Below are 13107 nucleotides of genomic sequence, written 5' to 3' on the forward strand. Positions count from 1 at the left end.
CGTCAGATGATGATAACCGGACCCGAAGTCCCCAAACCTTTTACCGAGACCCCAAGTCCCTTAGACCCCAAGCCCCAATTTATGACCAGAATCCGCTCTACTACCGTCCTTGGCATCCGGCACAACGGCGAAATTGCCGTGGGTGCCGACGGCCAGGCCACCATGGACAAGCACGTAGCCAAAAACAACGTGCGCAAAATCCGCAAGCTGGGCGAGGGCAAGGTCGTGACTGGCTTTGCCGGCTCTACGGCCGATGCCTTTATGCTGCTCGACCGCTTCGAGGAGAAGCTGACCAGCTACGGCGGCAACCTCAAGCGCGCGGCCATCGAGCTGGCCAAGGACTGGCGCAAAGACCAGTACCTGCGCAAGCTGGAAGCCATGATGGTGGTGGCCGACAAGGATGAGCTGCTTATCGTGAGTGGCACCGGCGACGTGCTGGAGCCCGACTCTGACGTGGCCGCCATCGGCTCCGGTGCCATGTATGCCCAGGCCGCCGCGCTGGCCCTCAAGAAGCACGCGCCGCACCTCTCGGCCCGGCAGATGGTGGAGGAGGGCCTCCACATTGCGGCCGACATCTGCATCTACACCAATCATAATTTGATGATTGAGTCGCCGAGCTAAGCGAGCCGTATGAACAACCAGAACGTCATGCCTCAGCTGCGCTCGGCATGACGTTCAACTGAATTCAAACAGAAAACAACCCCATTTTTCCATGCAAGTAACCAACTTCCTCCGCCACCACTTTCGCCACTTCAACGCCGCGGCCCTCATCGATGCGGCCGATGGCTACAACAAGCACCTGGCCGATGGCGGCAAAATGATGATAACCCTGGCCGGCGCAATGAGCACCGCCGAAATGGGCATTCAGCTGGCCGAGCTCATTCGGCAAGACAAGGTGCAGATTATCAGCTGCACCGGCGCTAACCTGGAAGAGGACATCTTCAACCTCGTGGCCCACGATTTCTACGAGCGGGTGCCGCACTACCGCGACCTTACCGCCGCCGATGAGCACGAGCTGCTGAAGCGCCACATGAACCGCGTGACCGATACCTGCATCCCCGAGGAGGAGGCCATGCGTCGCATCGAGCACACCGTGCTCAAGCACTGGGAAAAGGCCGACCAGGCCGGCGAGAGCTACTTCCCCCACGAATTCTTCTACCAGATTCTGAAGTCGGGCGACCTGGAGCAGTACTACCAGATTGACCCCAAAAACTCCTGGATGCTGGCGGCGGCTGAGAAAAACCTGCCCATCATCTGCCCCGGCTGGGAAGACTCCACGCTTGGCAACATTTACGCCGGCCACGTGATTTCGGGCGACATCAAGAACGTGCACACCATGAAGACGGGCATCCAGTACATGATGTACCTAGCCGACTGGTACACCAACACCGCCACCGAGGAAAGCAAAGTGGGCTTTTTCCAGATTGGCGGTGGCATTGCCGGCGACTTCCCCATTTGCGTGGTGCCCATGCTGCACCAGGACCTGCAGCGCCACGACGTGCCGCTGTGGGGCTATTTCTGCCAGATTTCGGACTCCACCACCAGCTACGGCAGCTACTCCGGCGCCGTGCCCAACGAGAAAATCACCTGGGGCAAGCTGGGCGAGAAAACCCCGAAATTCATCATCGAGTCGGACGCCACCATCGTGGCACCGCTGGTGTTCGCCATTGTGCTGGGGCAATAGATTCAGCGTTGGATTAAAGCAAAAAAAGCCCGCCGCTGAATTTCAGCGGCGGGCTTTTTTTGCTTTAATCCAACGCTACTTTTTCGTCACGCGCACATCCACGCGGCGGTTTTGGGCGCGGCCTTCGGGGGTGTCATTGCTGGCGATGGGGTGGGCGTCGCCGTAGCCTTCGGCGGTGATGCGGCCGCCATCAATGCCATTGCCGACTACGGCGTTGCGGGCAGCATTGGCTCGGTCGGCGCTGAGCGACATATTCACGGCGGCCTTCCCTTTGTTGTCGGTGTAGCCGCCGAATTTCAGGGTGGCGTTGGGGAAGGCTTTGAGGATGGCGGCCACGTTCTTCAGCTGGGCCTGCGACTCGGAAGTGAGCGTCGATTTGCCGGTGTTGAAGTACACGCGGTCAAGGCTCATCCAGCCCTGGGTTTTGTCGTCGCTCACGGTCTGGCTGTTGTCGTTGAGGAAGTTGAACAGGCGCGACTCAAACGAGTTGCTGCCCACGTTCAGCACCGTGCCGTCGGGCAGTTTTACGTCGGTGTTGGCACCGGTATCGTAGATATAATTGCCACTGGCTTCGTCGTAGCGGCCGGTGGGCGCGGTAGGGGCGGGGGCAGGGGTGGGAGTGGTGGCCGTCATCGTCGTATCCGTGGTGGTCGTGGTGGCGGGCTCGGCGGTTTCCGGAGTTTTGTTGCAGCTGCGCATGAAGTAGAACAGCCCCGCCAGTACGGCCAGCGCGAGCAGCAGCAACGGCCAACGGCTGGGCGAACTAGCCACCGATTCCACGTCGCGCACGGCGCTACGGCCCGCGTTGCCGAACGTATTGGCCGCTGCGCTGGCCGTGTTGCCGATGCCAGCGGCAACTGAGCCGAGGCCCAGGCCGGAAAGCATGGTGCCCAAGCTGCCCGGCAGGCCCCCCAGTGCCCCCATGATGCTGCTGCGCTGGCTGCTGAGGTAGCTGCCGAAGCTGTTGGCGTCCAGATTATTTTCGGCGGCCTGCTTGCCCAGCAGGCCCAGGGCCACGGGCACGGCCATGCCCAGCAGGCTATTGGTGGTCGATTCGCGCACGCCGGCTTGCTGGCTCACGCCTTCCACGGCGGCGGTGTAGTGAGTGCCGAGTATGGCGCGCAACAGCTCGGCTCCTCTGTTCAGCAGGCCGCCATCGGTGGCTGGCGCGGTGGTGTGCACGCTGCTGGTGCCGCCCAGCAGGCTACCCAGGTTGTTCAGAATGCCGTTGCTATGCGCTTGGTTTGCCAAGCCAAACAGTTCGGCGGTGCCGCCGGGCTGCTGCGAACGGGCAAACAGCCCACCCAGCGCCAGCGGCACGATGCTGCGCAGGGCAGTGCCAATGCTGCTTTCGCTCTCTCCCAACGCCGTACTCGCCTGGCGCACGGTAGCGCCGCCGAAGTAATTCTGAACTAGTTCAAGCAGGTTCTGGCTCATGTGGATGGGGGCGAAAAGTGAAAAAATGGGTCCGGGGCCAGTTGTGACACCTCGCTTTCTTGAATTAAATATAGTTGTTTTTGTATAAATATAGGCAATGGGCTATATGCACGTTTAATGACTTGCTGGAAGAAGCGGTTTGCGGCCGTCAAGGCTTGGCCACGCGAGCGTCAAAAGCAAAAGAGCCGGCCGCTTCATCAGCGGCCGGCTCTTCCTATCTATCAGCGTACGCAGCAATATTTACCAACAGCCTCTATCGCACGGCCGATGGAAAATAATTGAGTTTAGCAGACTCTTCCAGTTCGTTATCAAGGTTGGAATCGAATTGAAAAGAATAAAGAAACCATTTGTCCTCGGCTTTGTAAAACTCAAAGGTGAACCGCAGGGGCTGGCGGTCATAGCGAACCAAATAGGAATGCAAAACGAAACTGGTCGCAACCTGTCGCTTGACGATGAGTTCGTAGCCGCGGTATTGGCCAACGTAGTCCGGGGTCAGCTTGTTGATTTCATTCTTTATCTGGTCAATCGCGTCTCTGTTTCGCAGAGCCCAGGGATTGGTGGTGTAAAGCGTTTCAACCGCCTTGGCCGGACCTCTGGTGTATTCCTTGAAAAATTTATCAACCAATAGCTCGGGGTTGTCCTGGCCGTAGGAATACTGCGCGAAAAAGCAGAGCAGGATTAGCAGAAAGATTCTGTGCATAAAGAATGGTGCCGCGAAAATTTAGAGAAGGCAGAAAGTAACCACTTGTTAAAACCTACGCCATTTCCATCTCTCGCGCCTTCACCATGCCCACGGCCTCAAAGGCCTGGCTCAAATCCAACATCAAATCCTGCGGGTCTTCGACGCCGATGCTCAGGCGAATCATTTGGGGGGTGATGCCCATTTCGGCTTGCTCGGGCACCGAAATGTCGGAGTGGGTCATGGTGGCAGGGTGCTCGGCGAGGCTTTCGGTGCCGCCCAGGCTCACGGCCAGCTTGATGAGGCGCAGGGCATTGAGGAAGCGGAAGGCTTCGGCCTGGCCGCCCTTGATGTCGAAGGAAATCATGGAGCCGGGCGAGAGGCAGTGGCGGCGGTAGATGTCCTGCTGGGCGAGGCAGTGCTCCAAGTGAGTGAGGTAGTAGGTGCGCGCCACCAGCGGGTGGGCACGGAGCCAGTCGGCAATGATTTGGGCGGACTGGGCGGCACGCTCCATGCGCAGCTTCAGGGTTTCGAGGGAGCGCATGAGCATCCAGCCGGTGTTGGGGTCGCACATGGTGCCCATGAAGGTGCGCATGGCCTTGATTTCCTTCATGAGTGGCTTGCTGGCCAGAGCCGCGCCCGCAATGAGGTCGGAATGCCCACCCAGGAACTTGGTGGCCGAGTACAGCACCACGTCGGCCCCGTGCTTGAGCGGGTGCTGAAATACTGGCCCGAGGAAGGTGTTATCGACCACCAGCCGGATGGGGTTTTCGGGGGTGCTGTGCTGGCGGGCCAGGGCGGCGCAGGCCTCCAGGTCGACGAGGTGGTTGGTGGGGTTGGCGGGCGTTTCCACGAAAATCATGGCCAGGCGGCCCTGCTCGATGCCGGCCACCTGGGCCGTGAGTTCCTCTGGGGTGGAGGTGGGGCGGAAGCCCACGGCGGTGATGCCAAACTTGGGCAGCACGTTTTTGAGGAAGAAATCGGAGCCGCCGTACACGGGCTCGGAGTGCAGCACCACGTCGCCGGGCTTCAGCAAGGCCAGCAGCGTGGTGCTGATGGCGGCCATGCCGCTGGCGAAGCTGGCTGCTTCCTCAGCCCCGTCCCAGAGGGTGAGGCGGTGCTCCAGGATTTCCAGGCTGGGGTTGTTAAGGCGGGAGTAGATGAGGCCCATTTCCTCGTCGGGATTGGCCTGGCGCAGGCCGTAAGCCAGCTCGAAGAAAGCCTTACCCTCTTCGGCACTGTTGAATACAAAGGTGGAGGTCTGGAAAATAGGGGGCTTGATGGCGCCCTCGCTCCAGGCGGGGGTGTAGCCGTAGCTCATCATCAAACTTTCGGGGCGCAGTTGTTGGCCGCCGATGTGGGCGTGGTCGTGCAGGGTGGGCATGAACTGGGGGTTGGGTGGGAGGGGGGAAATGTGAGGCGAAGGTAGGATTTTGTTTTGAGGGCGGGCCACAAAAAAACCGCCGCGGGGGAGCGGCGGGGTGGGGCGGAGCTTGTCCCCGTCCGTCGGGGCACGTTTAGCGAAGTAGAGTAATTGCCCGGTCGGACGGGGACAAGCCACGCACATATATTCATGTTTTACAGTGGCTTGATTCGCGGGCTGCGTCAAAATCTTCGGTTCATGGTCTGTCCCAAAAAACGCCCATAATTTGGGGCAGTTTGCTTGAGTTTTAAATCAATAATCTGTCACACATAGTTTGGGCTGGTGTGTTGAATTTTGTTGGATATGCCTTTTATTGAATGGGGTAAATCTTTTGGCTTTTCAATAGATTCAGGTCGACATAATCAACGAAATAAGCCCGCTGCAATAATTCGGCCTGCCCAAGTTGAACTATCCAATTATTCACCCTTTTATTCATTTCCCAATAATCAAGAGAAGCCAATGCTTCCAATGATTCTTCATCTGGACAGTACACGCCAAAAACCGGGTAAGCTGGTTCTGAATCTTCGGGCACATAAGGGCCCTGAATAAGAAATAAGTCATACTCGACCGTTGAAGGAAGCTCTCCAAAAATTTTTGGCAGCGCGAGCCGTACTGCTTCCAGCCAACGGATGTTCAGGTCCATGCTGGGAAACAGATACGGATTATCGGGCACTATTAGCGTATATCCTCTGGGCATCGCGCACTCACATTGAAAAGGCTAATAAACATTTAAGGTGCTTCAAATCTAGTAATTCACATAGCGGACAGTTTACATTAATACAACCTATGCCCACCCCCATCCCCAAAAAACTCCTGGCCCGCCAGCACGAAATCACCGCCGATTTCCTGCGCGAAGTCGACCGGCACCTGGCCGACATCGTGGCCGGCCGGGCCACCGAGATGTTCGAAATCCGCGACCTGGCCGGCGTACTCTGCATCCACCCCACGCACCTGAGCAACACCATCAAAATAGCCACCGGGCATGCCCCGTGCTACTTCTTCGAGGCCCGCATCATGGACGTGGCCCGCGAGCTGCTGCACGACCCCGGCCGCCCCGTGGCCGCCATCGCGGCCCAGCTCACCTACGACCCCTCCAACTTCACCAAGTTTTTCAAGCGCTTCCAGGGCTGCACCCCCAAGCAGTACCGCGAGCAGGTGTGGGCCGCCCAGCGCGCCGAAATTCCGGAAGCTGTCACCATTTAAACGGAACTACTCACCATAAACCCCGCCGCCTTGGGCCGGACATTTGCCTCATCATTCACCCCAACCAATTCGTAAGATGAGCATCTCCAAAATCGCCCTCGTCACCGGCGGCAGCCGCGGCCTAGGCAAAAACATGGCCCTGAACCTGGCTCAAAAAGGCCTCGACGTCATCCTGACCTATCACAGCCAGCGGGCCGAAGCCGAAAGCGTGGTGGCCGAAATTCAGGCCCAGGGCCGCAAGGCCGCCGCCTTGCAGCTCGATGCTTCTAATGTGAGCAGCTTCGCCGCCTTCTTCGAGCAAGTAAAAACGACGCTGAAGGAAACATTTGGGGCCGAGAAGTTCGATTTTCTCATCAATAACGCCGGTACGGGCCTCTACCAGGCGTTTGCCGAAACCACCGAGCAGCAGTTCGACGATATCCTGAACATCCACTTCAAAGGGCCGTTCTTCCTTACTCAGCAGGCCCTTTCGCTGATGAACGACGGCGGCGGCATCGTCAATATCTCGTCGGGCCTCACGCGCATTGTCATGCCCGGCTCGTCCACCTACGGCAGCGCCAAAACGGCCATCGAAAGCCTTACGCGCTACCAGGCCAAGGAGCTGGGTGCGCGCCGCATCCGTGTGAACGTGGTGGCCCCCGGCGCCATCGAAACCGACTTTGGCGGCGGCCGCACCCGCGACAACAAGGAAATCAACGCCCACATCGCCAGCCTCACCGCCCTGGGCCGCGTGGGCCTGCCCACCGACGTGGGCCCTGTGGTGGCCTTCCTCTGCACCGACGAAGCTGGCTGGGTGAACGGCCAACGCCTCGAAGTATCGGGCGGGCAAGCCATCTAGGGGTAGAACGCTGTTGAGCAACACAAAAAAGCCTTTCCGGTACGCTGCGGAAAGGCTTTTTTGTGTTTTGATGGTCTTGAGTCGCGCTATTTTTCGGCTCCTTTCCGCATCCGATAAGAGTCGACCTGCTGACGCAGCACGGCCAGCAGGGAGCCGTAACGCTGGCGGGCTTCCTCAATGTCTTCCAGTCGTTGCAGGCGGGAATTAATCAACTCCGAGAAGTCTTCGACGGAGTACGAACGTTTCGGCGCGGTGGACACGGACTGAAAACAAAAAGGAACCGGGCAGTATAGCGGAGGGGCTACGGCATATACGTAGCCCCTCAAACTTAAGACTTAAAACCGGAACAAAGGACGGGCCGGGTTCCAGATGCCCCACGGAATCATGAGTAGCACCAGCACCAGCGCCACGCCGAAATAGAGCAGGGCTTTGCGGTGCTTTTGCGTGCTGTCGCTGGTTTTCTTCACGGCGATGCGGCCCACCTGGGCCACAATGGCGGCCAGAATCATCACTATCACGTGCTCCATGCCGAAGAAGCGGACGGTGGCATCCTTCATGGCGCCGGCTTGCTTCATGGCGTTCAGGCCCACGGGGCTGAGGCCGAAATACAGGCCTAGGCCAATGATTACCTGCAACCACATAAAGCCGGAGAAGGCGGCGCTCATGCCGTTGTCGGCACTCACAAAGGGGCGGCGGCCGGAGTAGCCCGCGTAGGCGCGGAACACGGCAATGAGGCCAAAGATGAGCACAAACCAGCGGGACCAGGAGTGCAGAACGAGAAGCGTTTGGTACATAAAAAGGGGAAGAGGTGAGCAGAGAATTTTGCTTGCAAAAGCGGCTTACGCTGTGGCCAGGGCCAGCTTTTTCTTGTAGCGGTGCACCACGAACATAACCACGAACAGCGACACATAGGGCAGGGCGCACCCAATGCCAAACCACCGCCAGAACGAGCGGCCGTGACTGTACGCCATAAACGCCGTCATAATTGGCATGAAAAGCAGCGGCGTCAGAATAGCAATAAGAGCCTCAATCATTGAATAAACGGAGCTGAATAATGCCGCAAAGGTAGGGCCGCCAGCCGTGCGGTCAACCCGGGTGTGGGTGGCGCGGCTAGAGCTGCTCGGGCCAGCGGTGCGGCGGCAGCTGTTGCCGGGCGGCTTTTTCTTCCCGGTATTTGTCGCGCATGGCCATAAAGAGTGCGATAAATACCGACACAAACGGCAGCAGTAGCCCCAGCCCAAACCACCGCCAGAACGACCGGCCGTAGTTGTAAGCAATGTAGCCGGTGATGGGCGCGAAGACGAGCAGCGAAACCCCGAAAATGAGCAGCAGGCGAAGAAAGAACACGGGAGTTGAAGGGAGAGGATATGGAATTGGTAATTGCTTATTCAGGACGTCGTGCTGACCGTTCTATGCGACCGAGCAAAAGCGTGCTACCGCACCTTGCCGCGCTTCACCAAGTAGGCATACAGTACTTTCTCAAATGGCTCGCGCACGTCCACAGGTACGAAATCGATGCGCAGCTGGCCGCAGCGCTGAGCCAGCTCCTGCTCGTAGGCGGTCATAGTTGCCTGGTATTGCTCTTTCACCTGCGAAGGCTGGAGCTTGATTTCGAGGCCGGTTTCTACGTCTTCAAAAATATAAGGCCGTTCAGAAAACTCGAAATTGGCTTCCGTCGCGCGGTCGAGCACGTGGAATAACAGCACTTCGTGGTGCTGGTGCTTGAGGTGCTGGAGGGCGGCCAGGGCGGCTTCCTGCTCGTCGGCCCCGCGCCCCAGCATGTCCGAAAACAGGATGACGAGGGAGCGTTTCGGTATCTGCTGGGCAATGGCGTGGATGGTGCCGGCCACATCAGTTCCCCGGCCAGTTTTGGGCGCGGGCGGACGCTCTAGTAGCTGTTGCAGGGCCAGCAGCAGCGTGTGGCGGTGGGTGCTGGTGGAGCGCACCGGCGTTTGCAGCTCAATGGTATCGGCAAAGGTGACGAGGCCCACGGCATCGCGCTGCCGGGTGAGTAGCGTGGTGAGCGCAGCCGCTGCCAAGATACTGAACTTGAGCTTGTCGAAGCCCGGCGCGGGGTAGTACATGCTGGGGCTCACGTCGAGCAGCAGGTGGGCGCGCAGGTTGGTTTCTTCCTCGTAGCGCTTCACGAAGAGCTTATCGGTGCGGGCGAATACCTTCCAGTCGATGTGGCGCGTGCTCTCGCCGGGATTATACAGGCGGTGCTCCGAAAACTCGACCGAAAAGCCGTGATAGGGCGACTGGTGCAGCCCGGTAATGAACCCGTCGACCAGCTGACGGGCCAGAAACTCAATGTTCTCAAAGGAGCGGATAGCGGCGAGGTCGAGGGGCATGGGCGGTGGGAGGGAGGAATTGATAACATCTGTCGTCCTGCGCGCAGCGCAGGACGACAGGCGCTCAAAGATACCTTCAATACTAACGCTACCCCCGCCGTTTATCTTTGCCGCAACTTTCGTAAGTTAGTCCCTTCAACCAACCGACCGATTCTATTTCCCACTCATACCCCACCCAATTCCAGTGGACGACCGTCACGACCAGGAAGAGATTTATTCCCAACGCATTAAAGCCGGCAAGCGCACGTACTTTTTCGACGTGAAAGCCACCCGCGGCCAGGATTACTACCTGACCATTACCGAGAGCAAGCGCCGGCAAAACGGCGACGACTCCGTTTCGTACGAAAAACACAAGATTTTCCTCTATAAGGAAGATTTCCTCAAGTTTGTGGATGCCCTGCAGGACGCCGTGGACTACGTGCGCGAAGAACTGTTGAGCCCCGAAGAAGTGGCCGAGCTCGACCGTCCCCGCGACTACGACGACCGCGACCAACCCCGCCGCGAGTTCGAGCGCCCTGCCTTCGACCCCAACCGCAGCGACGACAGCTTCTAAACAGGAGTGAGAGAGTCGTGATTAGTGGTTAACTTTTTTAGCCCGATTTCAACGGCGCGGCTGGACTTTGGTCCGGGCGCGCCGTTTTGCGTGGCGGCAAGCCGTACCTTTGCGGCCGAATTGCCTGCAATTCACTCAATCACTCAGTCACTCATTCACTCCCACCATGGGCCTCCGCTGCGGTATCGTCGGCTTGCCGAACGTCGGTAAATCCACCCTTTTCAACGCGCTTTCAAACGCCAAGGCCGAATCGGCCAACTACCCGTTCTGTACCATCGAGCCCAACGTGGGCGTTATTACCGTGCCCGATGAGCGCCTCCAGATTCTGGAAGCCCTCGTGAACCCCAAGCGCGTGCTGCCGACCATCATCGAGTTTGTCGACATCGCCGGCCTTGTGAAAGGCGCCAGCAAAGGCGAGGGCCTCGGCAATAAATTCCTAGCCAACATCCGCGAAGTCGACGCCATCATCCACGTGGTGCGCTGCTTCGACGACCCCAACATCGTGCACGTAGCCGGCGGCGTCGACCCCGTGTTCGATAAAGACGTTATCGACACCGAGCTGCAGCTCAAGGACCTGGAAAGCGTTGAGAAGAAGCTGCAGAAATCGGAGCGCAGCGCCAAGGCCGGCGACGCTGTGGCCAAGAAGGAAGTGGTATCGCTGCAGAAGTTCAAAGCTGCTCTCGAAGCTGGCCTCAACGCCCGCGCCGTGGAAGCATCGACCGACGACCTCGAAGCCATTGCCGACCTGCAGCTGCTCACCATTAAGCCCGTGATTTACGTGGCCAACGTGGACGAGGCCAGCATTGCCACCAACGGCAACAAGCACGTGGACGCCCTGCGCGAACATGTGAAAGCCGAAGGTGCCCAAGTGGTGCTGGTGTCGGCCGCCATCGAATCGCAGATTGCCGAGATGGAAGACCCCGAGGAAAAAGCCATGTTCCTGGGCGAGTACGGCCTCACCGAGTCGGGCCTGAACAAGCTCATCCGGGCCAGCTACGAGCTACTGAACCTGATTACCTACTTCACCGCCGGCGTGCAGGAAGTGCGCGCCTGGACCATCCACAAGGGCGACAAAGCGCCCGCCGCGGCCGGTGTTATTCACTCCGATTTCGAGAAAGGCTTTATCCGTGCCGAGGTTATCAAGCTGCCGGATTATCAGGAGTACAAGACGGAAGTAAAAATTAAAGAAGCCGGCAAAATGGCCGTGGAAGGCAAAGACTACGTGGTGCAGGACGGCGACATCATGCACTTCCGGTTTAACGTTTAATCTGGGAATTTACCCGTTTTTTCTGTGGAAAAACAAAAAGGCTTGCCGTTCGGCAAGCCTTTTTTAATGTTGATTTGTCTCGAAAATTCGAGCTAATCCGTGGCTACTTCCCAACTACTTTATATAGCATGCCCTTGGGCAGCTTGTCCGTGGTTTTCATCCCGTTTACAATAGCTAGCTCCTCATAGCGGCTCGACGGAATGCCGGCCGATGCTAGGGCTGAAGCTAGCGTCTGGGTGCCGGTGGCAGTGCGGATGTGAATGTGCTCGGGCTGGCGGTTCAGCTTGTTGGCATCGGTGAGGCGGGCGTAACCTTGGGCGGCCCGCTGAAACTGCGGCGCGTAGGTGCTGAACGAAGCCGGCGCGGCCAGGCCCACGAAAGCATAGATGCTCTTGCCGTCCTGAATGAGCTGGGCCAGTACGTGGGCGGGCGTGCTGCTTTGGTCGGTGGCCTGCTGGTCACCTTCAAACACGAGGGCCGGGAAGCCATTGATGGTGGTTTTGCTGGCATTGGCCGAGGCCAGGCCGATGGATTTGGCAAGGCTCTGTCCGGCCTCATCCAGTGAAGAACCGCTGGCTCCCAGGAACACCAGGAGGGCTTTGCCGTTGGGTTCGGCCATCTGGAATTTGTCGGGGGCGTTCTGCGACTTCCAGCCCGAGGGAATGGGGAAGCGGAACTTCAAATCGGGGTGGTAAAACACGCCGCTTTCCACGAAACCCTGGCGCGGGTCTTCACCAAAGGTCAGGCCCTCGATGGAGCGCAGGTAGGCGTCGCGGTTCACGGCCAGCGTGCGGTTGCCCACGCTTTGCTTGGCCTGGGCGGCCAGCTGCTTCACACGGGTGTATCGGTCGGCCGAGTTGGGGTGGGTGCTCAGGAAGGTGGGGATACTGCTGCCGCTCTGGGCCTCGGTGCGCTCCAGGGTCTGGAAGAAATCGGCCATGTGGCTGGCGTCATAGCCGATTTTGGTGGAGTATTTCACGCCCAGGCCGTCGGCCTCGTTCTCGTCGTCGCGGCCGTATTTGAGCATGCCCAGGCCCACTACCTGTTGCGCCACGCCTCCCACCGACTGCATGATGCGTGGGGCCAGCACCGAGCCCAGTATCATGCCGATGCCGGCAATGGTGCTGCGCGTCTGCTGCTTTTTGCCGTGCTGGGCGGTGATGTGGCCCAGCTCGTGCCCGAGCACGCCGGAGAATTGGGCTTCGTCATTAAAGTATGCCATGATGCCGCGCGTGAAGTACACGTGGCCGTCGGGCGTGGCGAAGGCGTTGATGATGGGCGAGTCGACGATGGTGAAACCATAGTCGCCGGGGCGGTCGGAGATGGCCGTCATGGCCTTGCCCCGCGCCGTGATGAGGCTTTGCAGCTTGGCATTATCGTACAGGCCAAACTGGGCGATAACGGCCGGGTCGGGCTTGGCGCCCTGCAGCGGGCGGGCAGTGGGAGCGGCCTTGGTGGCGGACGCAGCCGGGCGGCGGGCGGCCCAATCGGTGATGCTGGACGAGCTGGCCAACGGTAGCAGCAGCGACAGCAGCGCGCCGGTGCGCAGCGAAGGAAGAAGCGAAAGATTCATGGGAATAAATAAAGCGGAATTACCGGTGAAGGGCTACGGATGGGCTTGCAACGGCGGCAGGGCAAATGCGGTTACGCCGCGCTACGGTTGGGCCGGACG

Annotated in this window: 16 protein-coding genes; 6 read left to right on the forward strand and 10 right to left on the reverse strand. The window is 59.0% G+C overall.

Translation table 11 applies throughout. From position 1 onward, the window contains the following. Positions 1-81 precede the first annotated feature (81 nt). Positions 82-621 carry an ATP-dependent protease subunit HslV gene (hslV, locus tag I7X13_RS00390; RefSeq protein WP_190921878.1) on the forward strand — a complete coding sequence of 180 codons (540 nt, stop codon included), beginning with the start codon at positions 82-84 and terminating at the stop codon, positions 619-621. 91 nt (positions 622-712) lie between these two features. Further along, entirely contained in the window at positions 713-1684 is a 972-nt protein-coding gene (locus tag I7X13_RS00395) for a deoxyhypusine synthase family protein (protein WP_198070194.1), read from the forward strand. 75 nt (positions 1685-1759) lie between these two features. On the opposite strand, the gene I7X13_RS00400 is transcribed toward I7X13_RS00395, so the two are convergent. The 4 genes from I7X13_RS00400 to I7X13_RS00415 form a co-directional block, all read right to left on the reverse strand. Next, on the reverse strand, positions 1760-3121 hold the full coding sequence (locus I7X13_RS00400; protein WP_198073938.1) for an OmpA family protein: 1362 nt from the start codon (positions 3119-3121) through the stop codon (positions 1760-1762). Between the two features lie 253 nt (positions 3122-3374). After that, positions 3375-3821, reverse strand: a complete 447-nt coding sequence (locus I7X13_RS00405; RefSeq protein ID WP_198073939.1) for a hypothetical protein — start codon at positions 3819-3821, stop codon at positions 3375-3377. Between the two features lie 55 nt (positions 3822-3876). Beyond that, a complete protein-coding gene (locus I7X13_RS00410; protein ID WP_198073940.1) occupies positions 3877-5184 on the reverse strand; it encodes a cystathionine gamma-synthase family protein in 1308 nt (435 codons plus the stop codon). 349 nt (positions 5185-5533) lie between these two features. Continuing rightward, the gene (locus I7X13_RS00415; RefSeq protein ID WP_198073941.1) at positions 5534-5866 is read right to left on the reverse strand and encodes a hypothetical protein; all 333 of its coding nucleotides are present in this window, start codon (positions 5864-5866) and stop codon (positions 5534-5536) included. Between the two features lie 143 nt (positions 5867-6009). Between I7X13_RS00415 and I7X13_RS00420 the strand changes: the two genes are divergently transcribed. Together I7X13_RS00420 and I7X13_RS00425 are read left to right on the forward strand one after the other, a co-directional pair. Then, positions 6010-6426: a helix-turn-helix domain-containing protein gene (locus tag I7X13_RS00420; protein WP_198073942.1), complete on the forward strand. Its 417-nt coding sequence runs from the start codon at positions 6010-6012 to the stop codon at positions 6424-6426. Positions 6427-6502: 76 nt separating this feature from the next. Then, positions 6503-7264 (forward strand): SDR family oxidoreductase, encoded by a 762-nt coding sequence (locus I7X13_RS00425; protein WP_198073943.1) that lies wholly within the window; start codon positions 6503-6505, stop codon positions 7262-7264. A gap of 86 nt (positions 7265-7350) precedes the next feature. Here I7X13_RS00425 and I7X13_RS00430 read toward each other — a convergent pair whose 3' ends face one another. The 5 genes from I7X13_RS00430 to I7X13_RS00450 all read right to left on the reverse strand — a co-directional run bounded on the left by I7X13_RS00430 (position 7351) and on the right by I7X13_RS00450 (position 9615). Beyond that, positions 7351-7524, reverse strand: a complete 174-nt coding sequence (locus I7X13_RS00430) for a hypothetical protein (RefSeq protein ID WP_198073944.1) — start codon at positions 7522-7524, stop codon at positions 7351-7353. A gap of 75 nt (positions 7525-7599) precedes the next feature. After that, positions 7600-8058, reverse strand: coding sequence for a hypothetical protein (locus tag I7X13_RS00435; protein WP_198073945.1), 459 nt, complete (start codon positions 8056-8058; stop codon positions 7600-7602). A 45-nt stretch (positions 8059-8103) separates the two neighbouring features. Beyond that, positions 8104-8298 carry a hypothetical protein gene (locus I7X13_RS00440; protein ID WP_198073946.1) on the reverse strand — a complete coding sequence of 65 codons (195 nt, stop codon included), beginning with the start codon at positions 8296-8298 and terminating at the stop codon, positions 8104-8106. A 76-nt stretch (positions 8299-8374) separates the two neighbouring features. Then, the gene (locus tag I7X13_RS00445; protein ID WP_198070204.1) at positions 8375-8611 is read right to left on the reverse strand and encodes a hypothetical protein; all 237 of its coding nucleotides are present in this window, start codon (positions 8609-8611) and stop codon (positions 8375-8377) included. An 86-nt stretch (positions 8612-8697) separates the two neighbouring features. After that, on the reverse strand, positions 8698-9615 hold the full coding sequence (locus I7X13_RS00450; protein WP_198073947.1) for a DUF58 domain-containing protein: 918 nt from the start codon (positions 9613-9615) through the stop codon (positions 8698-8700). A gap of 184 nt (positions 9616-9799) precedes the next feature. Between I7X13_RS00450 and I7X13_RS00455 the strand changes: the two genes are divergently transcribed. Together I7X13_RS00455 and ychF are read left to right on the forward strand one after the other, a co-directional pair. Further along, positions 9800-10168, forward strand: coding sequence for a DUF3276 family protein (locus I7X13_RS00455; RefSeq protein WP_198070206.1), 369 nt, complete (start codon positions 9800-9802; stop codon positions 10166-10168). A gap of 166 nt (positions 10169-10334) precedes the next feature. Next, positions 10335-11435, forward strand: a complete 1101-nt coding sequence (ychF, locus tag I7X13_RS00460; protein WP_198073948.1) for a redox-regulated ATPase YchF — start codon at positions 10335-10337, stop codon at positions 11433-11435. Positions 11436-11538: 103 nt separating this feature from the next. On the opposite strand, the gene I7X13_RS00465 is transcribed toward ychF, so the two are convergent. Then, complete coding sequence (locus I7X13_RS00465) at positions 11539-13008, reverse strand: M48 family metalloprotease (protein WP_198070208.1); 1470 nt, start codon at positions 13006-13008, stop codon at positions 11539-11541. Positions 13009-13107 lie beyond the last annotated feature (99 nt).

It is taken from the genome of Hymenobacter negativus, assembly GCF_016056375.1.
GTDB lineage: Bacteria > Bacteroidota > Bacteroidia > Cytophagales > Hymenobacteraceae > Hymenobacter > Hymenobacter negativus_A.

What these genes read in the sequence shown, in the direction of transcription:
- hslV (WP_190921878.1), top strand. Translation starts at nt 82, where the DNA reads ATGACCAGAATCCGCTCTACTACCGTCCTTGGCATCCGGCACAACGGC.
- I7X13_RS00395 (WP_198070194.1), top strand. Translation starts at nt 713, where the DNA reads ATGCAAGTAACCAACTTCCTCCGCCACCACTTTCGCCACTTCAACGCC.
- I7X13_RS00400 (WP_198073938.1), bottom strand. Translation starts at nt 3,121, where the DNA reads ATGAGCCAGAACCTGCTTGAACTAGTTCAGAATTACTTCGGCGGCGCT.
- I7X13_RS00405 (WP_198073939.1), bottom strand. Translation starts at nt 3,821, where the DNA reads ATGCACAGAATCTTTCTGCTAATCCTGCTCTGCTTTTTCGCGCAGTAT.
- I7X13_RS00410 (WP_198073940.1), bottom strand. Translation starts at nt 5,184, where the DNA reads ATGCCCACCCTGCACGACCACGCCCACATCGGCGGCCAACAACTGCGC.
- I7X13_RS00415 (WP_198073941.1), bottom strand. Translation starts at nt 5,866, where the DNA reads ATGGACCTGAACATCCGTTGGCTGGAAGCAGTACGGCTCGCGCTGCCA.
- I7X13_RS00420 (WP_198073942.1), top strand. Translation starts at nt 6,010, where the DNA reads ATGCCCACCCCCATCCCCAAAAAACTCCTGGCCCGCCAGCACGAAATC.
- I7X13_RS00425 (WP_198073943.1), top strand. Translation starts at nt 6,503, where the DNA reads ATGAGCATCTCCAAAATCGCCCTCGTCACCGGCGGCAGCCGCGGCCTA.
- I7X13_RS00435 (WP_198073945.1), bottom strand. Translation starts at nt 8,058, where the DNA reads ATGTACCAAACGCTTCTCGTTCTGCACTCCTGGTCCCGCTGGTTTGTG.
- I7X13_RS00440 (WP_198073946.1), bottom strand. Translation starts at nt 8,298, where the DNA reads ATGATTGAGGCTCTTATTGCTATTCTGACGCCGCTGCTTTTCATGCCA.
- I7X13_RS00450 (WP_198073947.1), bottom strand. Translation starts at nt 9,615, where the DNA reads ATGCCCCTCGACCTCGCCGCTATCCGCTCCTTTGAGAACATTGAGTTT.
- ychF (WP_198073948.1), top strand. Translation starts at nt 10,335, where the DNA reads ATGGGCCTCCGCTGCGGTATCGTCGGCTTGCCGAACGTCGGTAAATCC.
- I7X13_RS00465 (WP_198070208.1), bottom strand. Translation starts at nt 13,008, where the DNA reads ATGAATCTTTCGCTTCTTCCTTCGCTGCGCACCGGCGCGCTGCTGTCG.